The organism is Micromonospora sp. NPDC047521, from assembly GCF_055587305.1.
Genome location: NZ_JBVJGN010000004.1, coordinates 170,067 through 185,311, shown reverse-complemented (window position 1 = coordinate 185,311; position 15,245 = coordinate 170,067). Strand labels below are relative to the sequence as shown.

Below are 15,245 nucleotides of genomic sequence, written 5' to 3'. Positions count from 1 at the left end.
GGGATGCGTCGCGCCTTCGTCGCCGGCCGGCGTCGCCGGCGTCTCGTACTCTTGGCGGGGTGACGAACCGACCCGCCACCATGTCCCTTCCCCCCGTCCGCCGCGCCGCCGGTCTGTTCGCCGGTCTGGCGCTCGGTCTCGCCGTGCTCGCCGGGTGCAGCTCCCAGGGCGCCTCCACCGACTGCGGGCTGGACGCCTGCACGGTCACCTTCGAGCGGGGTGTCGACGCGAGCGCCACAATTCTCGGCGTCGAGGCCAAGCTGGTCGGCGCCGAGGGCGACCAGGTGACCGTCGAGGTCGCCGGCGAGCAGTTGACCCTGACCACCGGGCAACAGGCCACCGAGGCCGGCGGCTTCGCGGTGACGCTGGACAGCGTCACCGACCAGCAGGTCAAGATCCGCGTTTCGCGCAATCCGGGCAACTGACCGCCCCGGGCGGTGGTGGCCGACGTTTGGGAATCTTCGTAAACGGAGATTGTGGCGCCATGTCACTTACCCGTAACGCCGAAGCCACCGCCTCCCGTACGGCGGACAGCCGGTGGCTGGAACTCCTCGCCCGGGCCGGCTTCATCGGCTACGGCATCGTGCACCTGCTCTTCGCCTGGCTGGCGTTGCAGATCGCGTTCGGCACGTCGTCCGACGACGGCGACCAGTCCGGCGCGCTGCGTACCCTCTCCGCACAGCCCCTCGGAAAGTTCCTGGTGATCGCCGTCGCGGTCGGCCTGCTCGCGATGGCGATCTGGCAGGGCCTCGAGGCGGCTGTCGGGCACCGCGCCGAGCGCGGCAAGGAACGGGTCATGGAACGGCTCGCCTCGGCCGGCCGGACCATCGTCTACCTCTACTTCGCCTGGACCGCGTTCAAGGTCTTCTCCGACGCCTCGTCGAACAGCGCCGACCAGCAGGAGGCGCTGACCGGCAAGCTGATGACCTCCACCGGCGGTCGCTGGCTGGTCGGTCTGGCCGGGCTGGTGCTCGCCGCGATCGGCATCGGCCTGGTGATCTACGGCATCCGCAAGAAGTTCGAGAAGCACCTGAAGACCGGTGAGATGAGCCCGAAGACCCGCCAGTTGGCCCGTCGCCTCGGCATCGCCGGGTACGTCGCCAAGGGCGTCGCGTACGGCATCGCCGGTCTGCTGGTCATCGTGGCGGCGGTGAACTACGACCCGGAGAAGGCCCGTGGTCTGGACGCCGCGCTACACACGCTTCAGGAGCAGTCGTACGGCACGTTCCTGCTGACCCTTGTCGCCCTGGGCATCGCCGCCTTCGGCGTCTACTGCTTCCTCCAGTCCCGGTACCGCAAGGTCTGAGCTGGTCGATTCCGGCTACGTGCGGCACTCTTGGGCTTTTGCCCGAAGCGCCGACGCCTGGTCGAAGGGAAGCACCGAACCCGTGCAGAGTTACCTCACGACGGCCGTCGCCGCGCTCGCCGCGGCGGCGGTCGCTCTCTTTCTGGTCGAGGTCGTCCACCGGCTCACCCGGCGGTTCGGCCGCCGGTCGCAGCTGTCGACCGAGCTGACCGATCACGCGCACCGCCCGTTCCAGGTCGCCGGGACGGTCCTGGCCGTGCAGTTCGCCGTCCGGTTCAGCACCGGGTACGCCGTCGGCGAGCACTGGCGGCAGCTGCTGCTGCACCTGCTCGTCCTCGGCGTGATCGCCACCACCGCCTGGCTGGTCGCGTCGCTGCTGGTCGTCGTCGAGGACACCGCGCTGGCCCGCTTCCGGGTGGACGTACCGGACAACAGGCACGCCCGGCGCGTCCGCACCCAGGTGGTGATGCTGCGCCGGCTCACCATCGCGGTGATCGTCATCCTGACCGTCGGCGTGATGCTCATGACGTTCCCGAGCGTGCGCGGCATCGGCGCCGGCGTGCTCACCTCCGCCGGTGTGGTGGGTGTGGTGGCCGCCCTCGCCGCGCAGAGCCTGCTCGGCAACGTCTTCGCAGGCCTCCAGCTCGCCTTCAGCGACGCCGTACGCCTCGACGACGTGGTGGTCGTCGAGGGGGAGTGGGGCCGCATCGAGGAACTGACGCTCAGCTACGTGGTCGTGCAGATCTGGGACGACCGGCGGCTGATCCTGCCCACGTCGTACTTCACCAGCAAGCCCTTCCAGAACTGGACCCGCACCGAGGCGGCGGTGCTGGGCACCGCCGAGTTCGACGTCGACTGGGCGGTGCCGGTGCAGACCATGAGGGAGGAGCTGCGCCGCCTCGTGGAGGGCACCGAGCTGTGGGACGGGCGGGTCTGCGTCCTGCAGGTCACCGACGCCACCGGCGGAACGGTACGGGTACGCGCGCTGGTCAGCGCCGCCGACGCCGGCAGCCTGTGGGACCTGCGCTGCCTCGTCCGCGAACACCTGGTCGCCTGGATCCGGGACAACCGGCCCACCGCGATGCCCCGGATGCGTACCGAGCTGGGCGACGCCAGCAGCAACCTGCCGTGGCAGTGGGTGCAGCCCCGCCGGCCGGTGCGCCGCCCGGGCGGCACCGAGGCCCCCGACGACGCCCGCGTCTTCGGCGGCAGCGACGACGGCGACGCCCGCAGCGAGGCCTTCGTGGGCCCCGACGAAACCTCCTCCGCGTCCCTGCGCCCCTAGCGCGCGCGAGTCGGGGCGGTTGAGAGGTTTGGGCAGGCTTGGGTGGGGGATCCGCTGCCGGACTTCTCTGTCGCGGGCGGTCGCCGGGCACCGGATTTCGGCGGCGCGGCGACCGGACGACAGGGACGGGCACCCGCTCGCCGCGCTTTAGGATTGACGGGCGGCGACTCCGGGCATACAGCGCGGTGATGAGGAAAGGAGGACAGCATGGCTGACGTGGCGAACGCCCGCACATCCCGCAACGGGAGCGAGCCCTCCACCGCCGAGCTGGTGCAGCGAGCCACCGAGCAGGTCTCCCGCCTCGTACGGGACGAACTGGCGCTGGCCCGGGCGGAGTTGACCGAGAAGGGCAAGCACGCCGGCATCGGGATCGGCCTGTTCGGCGGCGGCGGAGCGATGGCGTTCTACGGCCTGGGAGCGCTTGTCGTCACGGCGATCCTGCTGCTGGACCTGGTACTACCCGCCTGGGCCGCCGCCCTGATCGTGGCGGTGGCGCTCTTCCTGGTCGCCGGCATCCTCGCCCTGGTGGGCAAGAAGCAGGTCAGCCGTGCGGTCCCGCCGGTCCCGGCGGCCACGGTACGCAGCCTGCGGGCCGACGTGGACACCGTCGCCGCCGCGGTGAAGGACAGGGGACGGGCATGACGGGTAACGGGACCGGCGACACGGAGGCGCTCCGCGAGGAGATCCGTCGTACCCGGGTCGAGTTGGGCGAGACGATGGAGGCGCTGGCCGCCAAGGCGGACGTCAAGGCGCGCCTGAAGGAGTCCGCCGGTCAGGCACGGGAGCGGATGCGCGAGCAGGCGGCGCAGACCGTGGCCCGGGTCAAGGGGCAGGCTGTGCGCCACGCCGAGGACGTGCGGGCGCAGGCGTACGACAAGGGGGACATGGTCCGGCGCAATCCGGTGCCGTGGGCGACGGTGGCCGCCGGCGCGGTGGCCGCCGTGGTGTTGCTGATGATCGTGCGGGGGAGGCGTAGGTGAGCAAGAGCATCGGCAGGGTCGCGTACCGGCCGGCAGGCATCCTGTTGGGTATCGCCGCGGGTACGGTGGCGGGCGCGATCTTCCGGCAGGTCTGGAAGGTCACCGCGGGCGACGGTGAGGCGCCCAACGCCACCGACGAGGACCGCGGCTGGGGCGAGATCCTTGCCGCCGCGGCACTTCAGGGGGCCATCTTCGCTGTGGTCCGGGCCGCAGTGGACCGGGGTGGAGCGGTGGGCGTACGCCGGATGACCGGCCACTGGCCGGACTGACCCGACACATCGACATCGGCCCCCTTCCCGTATCGACGGGAAGGGGGCCTTTCGCACGGTGGAGCACGACGCCCAGCGATCTCAGGCATCCGTCAGGTCACATGTCGGAGAAATTCGTCGGAGAGGTCGTGCAGAGTTTTTGCGTACGTGATTTGCTGTTCCACGCTGTTGCGAGATGGCGTGGGTTGAGAGAAGCCCCAGTCATGGGGCCGCCTCAGGCGCCGCTGCTCGAAAACGGCCAATCGGCCGCACGGCGTGCACGGCCGCCAGTTTTAGAAGGAGATACACATGGCGCAGGGAACCGTGAAGTGGTTCAACGCTGACAAGGGCTTCGGCTTCATCACCGTCGACGGCGGGGGTGCTGACGTGTTCGTCCACTTCTCGGCCATCCAGACCAGCGGCTACCGCACGCTGGAGGAGAACCAGCGGGTGGAGTTCGAGATCGCTCAGGGTCAGAAGGGCCCGCAGGCTGAGCAGGTCCGTCCGATCTGAGTAGTGCGGCCGGCCCCCGCCGGCCAGTGGGACGATCCGGCCAGGGGTCGTTGTGCAGCCCCGTATCCCGCAAGGGATACGGGGCTGTTCCACGTCCCGGGGGCCGACGGGTCAGAGTCGGCGGCGCGACCGCAGGCCGAACCAGATCACCACGAGACCGGCCAGCGCCACGATCGGGCCGAGCACCGCCCAGAACCGCTCGTCGGTCATGACGCTGCCACCGACGTAGCCGAGGCCCTGCACCGTCCACACCGCACCGACCACGACCGCCAGCAGGCCGAGGCTGAGCGTGAGCCAACCCCTCATCGCGTCACCACCTGTCGTGCACCTTCGGGCGGATCAGCTCGTCGTAGACCTCGCGTACCCCTGCCAACTGCTCGGCGGTCAGCGGCGCCTGGGCCGCGGTGGCCGCGTTGCGCCGCGCCTGCTCGGCGTCGCGGGCACCGGGGATGACGACTGTGACGCCGGGCTGGTCCACCACCCAGCGCAGGGCGAACTGCGCCATCGTGCGATCCGCGTCGACAAGTGGCGCGAGCCGGCGTACGGCAGCCAGGCCGCGCTCGAAGTCGACGCCGGAGAACGTCTCGCCGACGTCGAACGCGGCGCCGTGCCTGTTGAAGTTGCGGTGGTCGTCGGCGGGGAACTCGGTGTGCTCGTCGTACCGGCCGGAGAGCAGTCCGCTGGCCAGCGGCACCCGGGCGATGATGCCGACCCCGGCCGCCGAGGCCGCCGGCAGGACCTGCTCCAGCGGCTTGTGGCGTACCGCGTTGAGGATGATCTGCACGCTCGCCACGCCCGGTCGGGCGATGGCGGTGAGGGCCTGGTCGCAGGTCTCCACGCTGACGCCGTACCCGGCGACGGCCTTCTCGGCGACGAGGGTGTCCAGGGCGTCGAAGACCTCGTCGGAGGCGAAGACGGCGGTGGGCGGGCAGTGCAGCTGCACCAGGTCCAGTGTGTCCATGCCCAGGTTGGCCCGGGACCGGTCGGTCCACTGCCGGAAGTTGGCAAGGGTGTACGCCTCGGCGCGCTGCTCGACGCGGCGGCCCATCTTGGTGGCGACGGTCAGCCCGGCGTCGGGGCGGGAGCGGAGGAAACGGCCGATGAGCTGCTCGCTGCGGCCGTCGCCGTACACGTCCGCGGTGTCGAGGAAGGTGACACCGGCGTCCACGGCGGCGGTGAGCACGGCCGTCGCGTCGGACTCGCTGACGGTGCCCCAGTCGGCGCCGAGCTGCCAGGCACCCAGGCCGACCACTCCGACGCTCCGGCCGAGCCGGTTGAAGCTGCGCTGTTCCATGCCCCGAGCCTAGTGATGGGGTTGCCGGGGTGCCACGCGAGCCGTACCTTAAAACAAGACGGACGTACGGTTTGGGAGGCGACGATGTGGGATCCGACGACATACCTGCGGTACGCGGACGAACGGTCCCGTCCGTTTCACGACCTCGTCGCCCGGATCCCGGCCCGGCGACCCCGCACCGTGGTCGACCTCGGCTGCGGCCCCGGTCAGCTCACCGCCACCCTCGCCGAGCGCTGGCCGGCGAGCCGCGTGGTCGGCCTCGACTCCTCGCCCGAGATGATCGACCGGGCCGCCGCCCTGGACACCCCCGTCGACTTCGCCGTCGCCGACGCCCGCGACTGGCGGCCGGCCGGCGACGAGGACGTGGTCGTCACCAACGCCCTCCTCCAGTGGGTCCCCGACCACCGGGAGCTGCTGCGCCGCTGGGTGGCCGAGCTGCCCGCCGGCGCGTGGCTGGCCATGCAGGTCCCCGGCAACTTCGACGCCCCCTCGCACCGGGCGCTGCGCGAGGTCGCCGGCCGCCCGCCCTGGCGTGCCGAACTGGCCCCCCTGCTGCGCGCCGACCCGGTCGACGACCCCACCGACTACGCCGAGCTGCTGACCGCCGCCGGCTGCTCCGTGGACGCCTGGGAGACTACCTACGTGCACCTGCTGCCGGCCCAGCCCGCCGCCGACCACCCGGTGCTGACCTGGATGGAGGGCACCGCCCTGCGCCCGGTCCGCGCCGCGCTGGACGCCGCCGGCTGGTCCGCCTTCCGCGCCGAGCTGGGGGTACGCCTCACCGCCGCGTACCCGGTCCGGCAGGGTCGGGTGTACTTCCCGTTCCGCCGCGTCTTCGTCGTCGCCCAGACCGACGACCGTGCCGAGGAGATCTCGTGACCGACCTGTCCACCTTCATCGCCGGCCTGCCCAAGGTCGAGCTGCACGTGCACCACGTCGGCTCCGCCTCGCCCCGGATCGTCTCCGAGCTGGCGGCCCGGCACGAAGGCCGCACCCCGGTGCCGGCCGACCCGGCGGCGCTCGTCGACTACTTCGAGTTCCGCGACTTCGCGCACTTCGTCGAGGTCTATCTGAGCGTCGTCGACCTCATCCGCGACCCCGAGGACGTCTGGATCCTCACCCACGAGGTCGCCCGGGAGCTGGCCCGCCAGCAGGTCCGGTACGCGGAGCTGACCATCACGCCGTACTCGCACGTGCGGCGGGGCATTCCCGCGCCGGCGTTCTGCGAGGCGATCGAGGACGCCCGCAAGCGCGCCCTTACCGACTTCGGCATCGAGCTGCGGTGGTGCTTCGACATCCCCGGCGAAGCCGGCCTGCCCGCCGCCGAGGAGACCCTGCGCATCGCGCTGGAGGAACGCCCCGACGGGCTGATCAGCTTCGGACTGGGTGGCCCGGAGATCGGCGTACCCCGACCGCAGTTCCGGCAGTTCTTCGACCAGGCCCGCGCGGCCGGGCTCCGCTCGGTGCCGCACGCGGGGGAGACCACCGGCCCGCAGACCGTCTGGGACGCGCTGCGCGAGCTGGGCGCCGAGCGGATCGGCCACGGCATCTCCGCCGCGCAGGATCCGGAGTTGCTCGCGTACCTGGCCGAGCGTCAGATCGGGATGGAGGTCTGCCCGACGTCGAACGTGCGGACACGGGCCGTGGCCAACCTCGACGAGCACCCGCTGCCCCGACTCGTGGAGGCGGGCCTGCTGGTCACCATCAACTCCGACGACCCGCCGATGTTCGGCACCACCCTCAACGACGAGTACGCGGTGGCGGCCCGGCTGCTCGGGGTGGGGCCGCAGGGGCTTGCCGGGTTGGCCCGCAACGCGGTGACCGCGTCGTTCCTGGACCCGGCCGGCAAGAAGGAGATCACCGCCGAGATCGACGCGTACCTCGCCGCCGCCGGCTGAACGGGCCGGCGGGGGAGCAGGGCGCGCGGCGGGAGCGTGGGTGTGGGGGGACCTGTGGCTCCCGCCGCGCGCGCGGCTCCACCGACCGGTGGGTGCACGGTGCGGTGGTCGGTGGAACTGGTGGGTTCGTGCATCGATCCTGTCAGCCCGCGGCTGATCCACCTCGGTCGTTAACCGCGATCTAAGGAAGACTTGCGCCGGGGCACAGCCCGGGGTTCAGTCGTCGGTGGGGCGCTGCCGGGGCCAGCGGCGGCCGCTTGCCTTCTGCTCCCGGACGTCCCGCGCCATCCGGCCCACCAGACCGAAACGGCTGACCTGCCGGGGCGTTGCCTCCGGGTCGGCGAGCAGCATCACCACGCTCGCCCCGCCCAGCCGGGCCCGGTCGATGCTCACCGATCCGTTGGCCTGCAACGCCACACGCTTGGCGATGTCCAACCCGAGGCCTGTCGAACCCTGGTCGCTGGCCCCCCGGCGCAGCGCCCGGTCCGGGTTGGCGATGCCGGGGCCGGCATCGTCGATCCGGATGGCCACATAACCGTCGCGGCGGGACACCGCCACCTCGAACGCGGTGCCCTGCGGGGTGTAGCGGAAGACGTTGCCGATCACCGCGTCCAGCGCGGCGGCCAACTCGGCGCGGGGCACCGGCGCCGGGATGCGCAGCTGCGCGCCTGTCACCCGCTGCGGCCGGTTCTGGTCGCTGGCCAGCGCCGCCCAGAACACCATCCGGTCCCGGACCACCTCGCTCACGTCGCACATCGCCGGCCCGGCCTCGTGCGCCACCGCCTTGCGCGTGGTCTTGATCAGCACGTCGATCTCACCTTCCAGGGTGACGATCGCCTGCCGGATCCGCCGGATTCCGCGCCGACGGTCCAGTTCGGCCTCGGAGAACGACCCCACACTTGTGTCGTCGGACTCCAACGCCTCCGCGTCCAGCCGCAGCACTGTCAACGGGGTACGCAGCCGGTGCGACAGGTCGGCCACCAGCTCCCGCTCGTCGGTGCGCGCCGCGTCCAGCCGGTCCGCCATCCGGTTGAAGGCGTACCCGGCCTCGGCCAGCTCCCGGGGGCCGGTCGGCTCCACGCGGACGCCGAGGTCGCCGTCGCCGATGGAGAGGGCGGCCTTGACCAGGCCGCGGGTCGCGTCCACCGCGCGGGCGGCGACCCGGTCGACCACCAGCACCGCCGCGCCGGTCATCGCGGCGCCCACCGCGAACAACAGCAGCCAGGTGCCGCCGGCGCCCCCGCCCAGCGCCGAGTCGGGCACGAACACCTCGACCACCGCCGTCCGGTCGCCCAGCACCACCGGATCGAGCCGGACGACCCCGCCGTCGACGTCGGCGACCATCGAACGGCGCTCGGCGCGGGCCTGGTCCAGATCCCTGGCACCGGCCCGGCCGGCGGACTCGTCCAACCCCAACCCGTGCACCACGGGACGGGTCGGCGCGCCCTCGGCGCTCGCCACCACGGCCCGCTCGACCACCGTGGGGTCGGTGCTCACCGCCAGCGCGCCGGTCACCAGCGCACTACGACGGGCCGCCTCGGCGATCGCCTCCTGACGGTTCTGCTCCCGCAGACTCAGCCCCAGCGGGATCAGGAACGCGAGCGCGACGAGACTGCACATGCCGGCCGTGAGCAGGGCCAGCGCGGACCTCAGTCCGGCGCCACCAGCCGGAACCCGACCCCCCGCACGGTGCGCAGGTAGCGCGGCTTCGCCGCGGACTCGCCCATCTTTCGGCGTAGCCAGTACAGGTGAACGTCGATGGTCTGATCCTCGCCGACCGATGGCTGACGCCATACCTCCTCCAAGAGCTCCCGGCGGGACACTACCCGCCCGGGTCGTGCGGCGAGATAGGCCAGCAGGTCGAATTCCTTGCGGGTCAGCGCCAGCGCCTCCCCGTCGAGCTGGGCGCTGCGCTCACCGACGTCCACCCGCAGCCCGCCCACTGTGTGCACCGCGGGCTGCACCGTCCGGCTGGCCCGCCCGGCACGCCGCAGCACTGTGGTGATCCGGGCGTCCAGGTGTGCGCCGGTGAACGGCTTGACCATGTAGTCGTCGGCGCCGGCGCGCAGCAGCTTCACCACCGACTGCTCGTCGTCACGGGCGGTGGCGATGATGATCGGGACGTCGGTGATGCCGCGCAGCATCCGCAGCGCGTCCGAACCGTCCAGGTCGGGCAGCCCGAGGTCCAGCACCACCAGGTCGGGTGTCTCGGCGGCGACGCGGCGCAGGGCGTCCAACGCCGTACCCACGGCGTGCACGGCGTGCCCCCGGTCGGTGAGGGACCGCAGCATCGCGCCGCGTACGACGTGATCGTCTTCGACCAGGAGCACGGAGGCCACGACAAGACCGTACTTGGCGTGGCAAGTTGATCGCGTTGCGGCGTACCTGGGAAGCGGGCAAGCTGGTACGACGATGTCGTTCACCCTGTTCGTCGATGCCCGCCTGGCGCTCGCCCGGGACAGCCTCGCCGGTCTCTCGACCGGCGACGCGCTCGGCGCTCGGTACTTCCTGCCGGGCGAGGCGTCCCCGGATCTCGGCGTGGAGGCGCTGCCCGCCGCGCCCTGGGAGTGGACCGACGACACCGAGATGGCCTGCTCGGTCCTCGCCGAGCTGGCCGACGGCGGCGGCATCGACCGGGACCGGCTGGCGCTGGCGTTCGCGCACCGGTGCTCCCCGCACCGCGGCTACGGCTCCGGCGCGCTGGCGATCCTGCGACTCATCCGCACCGGCACGCCGTGGCCGCTGGCTGCCGCGTCCGCGTTCGACGGCGAGGGCTCGTGCGGCAACGGCGCGGCGATGCGGGTGGGTCCGTTGGGCGCGTACTTCGCCGACTCGACCGCCCGCGCGGCGGCGCAGGCCCGCGCCTCGGCGGAGGTGACCCACGCGCACCCGGAGGGGATCGCCGGCGCGGTCGCGGTGGCGGTGGCCGCCGCGTTGGCCGCCCGTGCCCGCCTCGACGGGCACCGGCCGGCTCCCGAGCGGTTGCTCGCCGGGATCGCCGCCGCCGTCGACCCCGGCACCGAGGTGCATCGCGGCGTCAGCCGGGCGGCCGGGCTGCTCGGCCGGCCACTGCCCCGGGTGGTGGCGGCGCTGGGCAACGGCTCCCGGGTGACCGCCCAGGACACCGTCGGGTTCACCCTCTGGGTGGCCGCCACCCACCTCGACGACTATCCGGCGGCGATCCAGACGTGCGTGCGCGCCGGTGGGGACGTGGACACCACGGCCGCCATCGCGGGTGCGGTGGTGGCCGCGTACACCGGCGTCGGCACCCCGGGCGGGGTGCCCGAGGCGTGGCTGGCCGCCCGCGAGCCGCTACCTCCCTGGGCGCCCTGACCCCATTTCTCACCGGCGGGCACCTGCCCCCTTCGGTCTCCGGCGCCGACCGCCAGCCTGTCCTTTCACCCCTTTGCTCTGCACCCCTACGCGCACCAGGCACGTTCCGTGACCGGTGCTTGGGCGGGTGCAGAGCAAAGGGGGTGGAGGGGGTTGGTTCGCTCCGGTCCCGGCGGAGTTCGTCAGCCGGTGCGGACCGGAGTGCCGACCGGGGCCGACTCCGCCACGGACGCCGTCGGCGCCCCGGCGGCCTGCGCCCGGTCGGCCCGCGCCCGGTCGACGTTGGCGGGCTCGGCGGGCTCGGTCGGATCGTCCTTTGCGCCGGTCACCTCGGCAAGCGCCGCGTCCTCGGCCGGGTCGCGCCGCCGCCACCGGCTCACCAGCCAGCCGATCGCCGCGCCGCCCCCCAGGCCCGCCAGCAGCCCGGCGCCCAGCATCGCGTCGGCGCTGCCCTGCTCCTCACCGGAGCCGCCCGCCGCGTCCGTCGCCGTCCCACCACCGGTGTTGGGGTCGGCGTTGGTGTCGGCACCGTTCGCCGTACCCGTACCCGTACCCGTACCCGTACCCGTCGCCGGAGCACCGTGACCGCCGTGGCCGACCGGTCCGGCAGCGCCCGCCGCCGCCGGCAGCAGGGTCAGCGTCGGGGCCGGGTGCGCCCCGTCGGCGTCCGTCCACCTGACGACAGTGTCGTCGGCGTACGTCTGGACGACCTCGAAGGTGAGCTTGTCGGCCTGCGGCAGTGGGCCCATGGACAGCGCCAGCCGGGCCGGTCCGGGTGCGACCTGGCCCACCCGCACCCAGGTCACCGCCGTGGTGACGGTGCTCACCCCTGAGGAGTGGATGCCGGCCACCGGCTTGTCCAGGGTGCGGGAGCTGATCCGGGGCGCCCAGCCGTCGACCGACATCGGGTAGACCTCGGCCACCGGCGCGTCGGCCGGCAACCGGACCTCGATCTGCCGGGTCGTGGTGCCCGCCCGCTCCTCCGGCACGCTGAACTCCAACCGCACCGCGTCGCCCTGCCGGGCCTCGGTCGGGGTGGTCGTCACGTCCGCCGCGTACGCCGCCGCGGGCCAGAGCAGCAGCCCGGCGGCCGTCAACGCGGTCGCCGCCACGATCCGCCTCCGGCGGCCACCACCGTCCGTGCTCGCCATCTCGTGCCCCCATCCGTGTCGACGCGACCGGCACCGGTTTCCGGCCACACCCTCTAGTTCGGCTCGGAGGCGCGAAAGGTTCAACGCCGGACGTTAGGAAGGTGCCGTTCCCGGTCGGAGGCGGGCCGACCGATAGCATCGGCAGGAGCCGAGGATCGGCCCCGTTTCGTACCGCTTGGAGGAGTCACCGTGTCCGCACCCCGTACCCCCGCCGTGGCCGACCCCGTCGTCGTCGCCGCCGGGACGACGGCGGCCGACGCGGTGGCCGCGGCCGGACTGCCCGCGAACGGCCCCAAGGCGATCGTCGTGGTCCGCGACCCGCAGGGTCAGCTGCGCGACCTGGACTGGTCGCCCGCCGAGGAAACCGTCGTCGAGCCGGTCAGCCTGGACTCGCCGGACGGGCTCAACGTGCTGCGCCACTCCACGGCGCACGTGCTCGCCCAGGCCGTGCAGGACGTCTTCCCCGAGGCAAAGCTGGGCATCGGACCGCCCATCGAGAACGGGTTCTACTACGACTTCGACGTCGACAAGCCGTTCCAGCCCGACGATCTCAGCAAGCTCGAGAAGCGCATGCAGGAGATCATCAAGTCGGGGCAGCGGTTCCGCCGGCGCCGCTTCGGCAGCCTCGACGAGGCGCGCGCCGAGCTGGCCGACGAGCCGTTCAAGCTGGAGCTGATCGAGGTCAAGGGCGAGGGCCTGGACACCGACGAGGTGATGGAGGTCGGCGGCGGCGAGCTGACCATCTACGACAACCTCGACGCCAAGGAGGACAAGGTCTGCTGGTCGGACCTGTGCCGGGGCCCGCACCTGCCGACCACCCGACTGATCGGCGCGTTCAAACTGATGCGCTCGGCCGCCGCGTACTGGCGGGGGTCGGAGAAGAACCCCCAGCTCCAGCGGGTGTACGGCACCGCGTGGCCGACCCGCGACGAGCTCAAGGCGTACCTGAAGCTGTTGGAGGAGGCCGCCCGGCGCGACCACCGCAAGCTCGGCGCGGACCTGGACCTGTTCAGCTTCCCCGACGAGATCGGCTCGGGTCTGGCGGTCTTCCACCCCAAGGGCGGCATCATCCGTCGGGAGATGGAGAACTACTCCCGGCAGCGGCACGAGGCCGCCGGGTACGAGTTCGTCAACAGCCCACACATCAGCAAGGCGCAGCTGTTCCACACCTCCGGGCACCTGCCCTACTACGCGGACACCATGTTCCCGCCCATGCAGCTCGAAGGCGCGGACTACTACCTCAAGGCCATGAACTGCCCCATGCACAACCTGATCTTCAGGTCGCGCGGGCGGTCGTACCGTGAGCTGCCGCTGCGGATGTTCGAGTTCGGCACCGTCTACCGGTACGAGAAGTCGGGAGTGGTGCACGGCCTGACCCGGGTCCGTGGCCTCACCCAGGACGACTCGCACATCTACTGCACCCGCGAGCAGATGGCCGGCGAGCTGTCGACGCTGCTCAGCTTCGTGCTCGACCTGCTGCGAGACTACGGCCTGGACGACTTCTACCTGGAGCTGTCCACCCGCGACGACTCGCCCAAGTTCATCGGGGCCGACGAGGACTGGGCGGAGGCCACCGAGGCGCTGCGGACCGCCGCCGAAACCTCCGGCCTGGAGCTGGTGCCCGACCCGGGCGGCGCGGCGTTCTACGGGCCGAAGATCTCCGTGCAGGCCCGCGACGCGATCGGCCGGACGTGGCAGATGTCCACGATCCAGGTCGACTTCAACCAGCCGGAGCGGTTCGGGCTGGAGTACCAGGCCGCGGACGGCAGCCGGCAGCGGCCCGTGATGATCCACCGGGCGCTGTTCGGGTCGATCGAGCGGTTCTTCGGGGTGCTCACCGAGCACTACGCGGGGGCGTTCCCGGCCTGGCTGGCACCGGTGCAGGTGGTCGGTATCCCGATCCGCGAGGACCACACCGACTACCTGCACGGGTTCGTCGCGGCGCTGCGCGCCGAGGGCGTCCGGGCGCAGGTGGACGCGGGTGACGACCGGATGCAGAAGAAGATCCGCACCGCCCAGCAGCAGAAGATCCCGTTCATGGTGATCGCCGGTGACGACGACGTCGCCGCCGGCACGGTCTCCTTCCGCTACCGGGACGGCTCGCAGCGCAACGGGGTGCCGGTCGCCGAGGCGGTGACCCACGTCCTGGACGTGGTCACCTCGCGTACCAACATCGGCCCCTCGGCCGCAGCGGAGTAACGGAGGCGGTCCGGCCCGCCGGCCCGCCTCGCGGCATGATCGCGCTCGATCCAGGAAGTAGTGGCCTCCCCGGTGCGGGAGGCCACTACTTCCATGTTCGGGCGCGATCTTCACCGAGCGCGGCGCCCGTGGGTCAGATGCCGCAGTTCGGCGCTGACCAGCCGCCGACCGCCGCCACGTGGGTGTGGTCGTTGTGGTCCGGGTAGCCGGGGCCGAGGATCTGCCCGAAACCGTGGTAGCGGGCCTGCTGCGCCAGCCGGCAGAACGACGGGGACCCGACCAGGTCGACCCCGTCGCCGTAGAGGTGTCGACTGTTCGACGCCCCGCCGACGGCGCTGTTGCAGGCGTAGCTGCGGAAGCTGCTGCTGATCGCGATGGAGACGTCGCCGAGGGCGTGCCGCATGGCCTGGAGCTTCCACATCGACACCAGCGCGTTGAACCGCGCGGTGCTCGCGGAGACCGCGCCACCGGACCAGTCGCTGTTGCAGTTGTTCAACTCGGCGTAGCTGAAGTTGGCAGGTGTGCAGTCGTCGTCCTGGAGGGCGTAGAGCCGGTTGAAGGTCTGCGGGCCGGCGACGCCGTCCGCGGACAGCCCGTACGCCTGCTGGAAGCGGATCACCGCGGACCGGGTGGCGGGCCCGTACGAGCCGTCGAGGGTGAGTACGGCGCCGTAGCCGGGGTAGCCGGCGACCCGGATCTGGAGTTGCCGGACGTCCTCGCCGGTCATCCCCTGGGACAGGGCGCGACCCCAGGTGTAGCAGCCGTCCGCCTGTGCGGCGCTGGCGGTGAGGGTGACGCCGGTCACTGTGGTGGCGGCGGTCAGGGCGAGTGCCGCGAGGAGCCGGCCGAGCCGTCGGATCATGAAGCCCTCCATCAATGCATGGAAGTTCCTGGATGCATGGAATCTTCAGGTTTCGGCATTGATCCGTCAAGAACTTGCAGCATCGAGTTTCCCGACGGTGGGAGTCGCCGCCCTCCCGGGCGGCTCCGTAGGATCGGCTCGTGACTGGGGCACAACGGGACACCGACAGCGGCGGC

At 72.0% G+C, this 15,245-nt stretch carries 17 protein-coding genes; 11 read left to right on the top strand and 6 right to left on the bottom strand.

Annotated elements, in window-relative coordinates; translation table 11 throughout:
* The first annotated feature begins 59 nt into the window (after positions 1–59).
* From ACZ6N8_RS11580 to ACZ6N8_RS11550, 7 genes are all read left to right on the top strand, one after another.
* Positions 60–425 (top strand): hypothetical protein, encoded by a 366-nt coding sequence (locus tag ACZ6N8_RS11580; RefSeq protein WP_377599444.1) that lies wholly within the window; start codon positions 60–62, stop codon positions 423–425.
* A gap of 59 nt (positions 426–484) precedes the next feature.
* Entirely contained in the window at positions 485–1,306 is an 822-nt protein-coding gene (locus ACZ6N8_RS11575; RefSeq protein ID WP_466009379.1) for a DUF1206 domain-containing protein, read from the top strand.
* Between the two features lie 82 nt (positions 1,307–1,388).
* Positions 1,389–2,591, top strand: coding sequence for a mechanosensitive ion channel family protein (locus ACZ6N8_RS11570; RefSeq protein WP_466009378.1), 1,203 nt, complete (start codon positions 1,389–1,391; stop codon positions 2,589–2,591).
* 207 nt (positions 2,592–2,798) lie between these two features.
* The gene (locus tag ACZ6N8_RS11565) at positions 2,799–3,233 is read left to right on the top strand and encodes a phage holin family protein (RefSeq protein WP_355248801.1); all 435 of its coding nucleotides are present in this window, start codon (positions 2,799–2,801) and stop codon (positions 3,231–3,233) included.
* Complete coding sequence (locus ACZ6N8_RS11560; RefSeq protein WP_364371357.1) at positions 3,230–3,571, top strand: DUF3618 domain-containing protein; 342 nt, start codon at positions 3,230–3,232, stop codon at positions 3,569–3,571. The genes ACZ6N8_RS11565 and ACZ6N8_RS11560 overlap by 4 nt, the downstream gene beginning before the upstream one ends.
* Positions 3,568–3,840, top strand: coding sequence for a DUF4235 domain-containing protein (locus tag ACZ6N8_RS11555; RefSeq protein WP_354819242.1), 273 nt, complete (start codon positions 3,568–3,570; stop codon positions 3,838–3,840). The genes ACZ6N8_RS11560 and ACZ6N8_RS11555 overlap by 4 nt, the downstream gene beginning before the upstream one ends.
* Before the next feature lie 288 nt (positions 3,841–4,128).
* On the top strand, positions 4,129–4,332 hold the full coding sequence (locus tag ACZ6N8_RS11550) for a cold-shock protein (protein ID WP_007075740.1): 204 nt from the start codon (positions 4,129–4,131) through the stop codon (positions 4,330–4,332).
* A 111-nt stretch (positions 4,333–4,443) separates the two neighbouring features.
* Here ACZ6N8_RS11550 and ACZ6N8_RS11545 read toward each other — a convergent pair whose 3' ends face one another.
* Positions 4,444–4,638 (bottom strand): hypothetical protein, encoded by a 195-nt coding sequence (locus tag ACZ6N8_RS11545; protein WP_466009376.1) that lies wholly within the window; start codon positions 4,636–4,638, stop codon positions 4,444–4,446.
* A 4-nt stretch (positions 4,639–4,642) separates the two neighbouring features.
* A complete protein-coding gene (locus ACZ6N8_RS11540; protein ID WP_466009374.1) occupies positions 4,643–5,626 on the bottom strand; it encodes an aldo/keto reductase in 984 nt (327 codons plus the stop codon).
* Positions 5,627–5,710: 84 nt separating this feature from the next.
* Between ACZ6N8_RS11540 and ACZ6N8_RS11535 the strand changes: the two genes are divergently transcribed.
* Together ACZ6N8_RS11535 and ACZ6N8_RS11530 are read left to right on the top strand one after the other, a co-directional pair.
* A complete protein-coding gene (locus tag ACZ6N8_RS11535) occupies positions 5,711–6,505 on the top strand; it encodes a trans-aconitate 2-methyltransferase (RefSeq protein ID WP_466009373.1) in 795 nt (264 codons plus the stop codon).
* On the top strand, positions 6,502–7,524 hold the full coding sequence (locus ACZ6N8_RS11530; protein WP_466009371.1) for an adenosine deaminase: 1,023 nt from the start codon (positions 6,502–6,504) through the stop codon (positions 7,522–7,524). The genes ACZ6N8_RS11535 and ACZ6N8_RS11530 overlap by 4 nt, the downstream gene beginning before the upstream one ends.
* Before the next feature lie 216 nt (positions 7,525–7,740).
* Here the strand turns inward: ACZ6N8_RS11530 and ACZ6N8_RS11525 are convergent, their stop codons facing one another.
* A complete protein-coding gene (locus ACZ6N8_RS11525) occupies positions 7,741–9,144 on the bottom strand; it encodes a HAMP domain-containing sensor histidine kinase (protein WP_466009370.1) in 1,404 nt (467 codons plus the stop codon).
* 29 nt (positions 9,145–9,173) lie between these two features.
* Positions 9,174–9,863, bottom strand: coding sequence for a response regulator transcription factor (locus ACZ6N8_RS11520; protein WP_139586301.1), 690 nt, complete (start codon positions 9,861–9,863; stop codon positions 9,174–9,176).
* A gap of 73 nt (positions 9,864–9,936) precedes the next feature.
* Here ACZ6N8_RS11520 and ACZ6N8_RS11515 point away from each other — a divergent pair, with 73 nt between their 5' ends.
* Positions 9,937–10,857, top strand: coding sequence for an ADP-ribosylglycohydrolase family protein (locus tag ACZ6N8_RS11515; RefSeq protein WP_466009368.1), 921 nt, complete (start codon positions 9,937–9,939; stop codon positions 10,855–10,857).
* A 182-nt stretch (positions 10,858–11,039) separates the two neighbouring features.
* On the opposite strand, the gene ACZ6N8_RS11510 is transcribed toward ACZ6N8_RS11515, so the two are convergent.
* Complete coding sequence (locus ACZ6N8_RS11510; protein WP_466009366.1) at positions 11,040–12,008, bottom strand: DUF1775 domain-containing protein; 969 nt, start codon at positions 12,006–12,008, stop codon at positions 11,040–11,042.
* A gap of 189 nt (positions 12,009–12,197) precedes the next feature.
* Between ACZ6N8_RS11510 and thrS the strand changes: the two genes are divergently transcribed.
* Entirely contained in the window at positions 12,198–14,207 is a 2,010-nt protein-coding gene (thrS, locus tag ACZ6N8_RS11505; protein WP_466009364.1) for a threonine--tRNA ligase, read from the top strand.
* 133 nt (positions 14,208–14,340) lie between these two features.
* On the opposite strand, the gene ACZ6N8_RS11500 is transcribed toward thrS, so the two are convergent.
* Complete coding sequence (locus ACZ6N8_RS11500) at positions 14,341–15,069, bottom strand: D-Ala-D-Ala carboxypeptidase family metallohydrolase (protein WP_466009363.1); 729 nt, start codon at positions 15,067–15,069, stop codon at positions 14,341–14,343.
* Between the last annotated feature and the right edge of the window lie 176 nt (positions 15,070–15,245).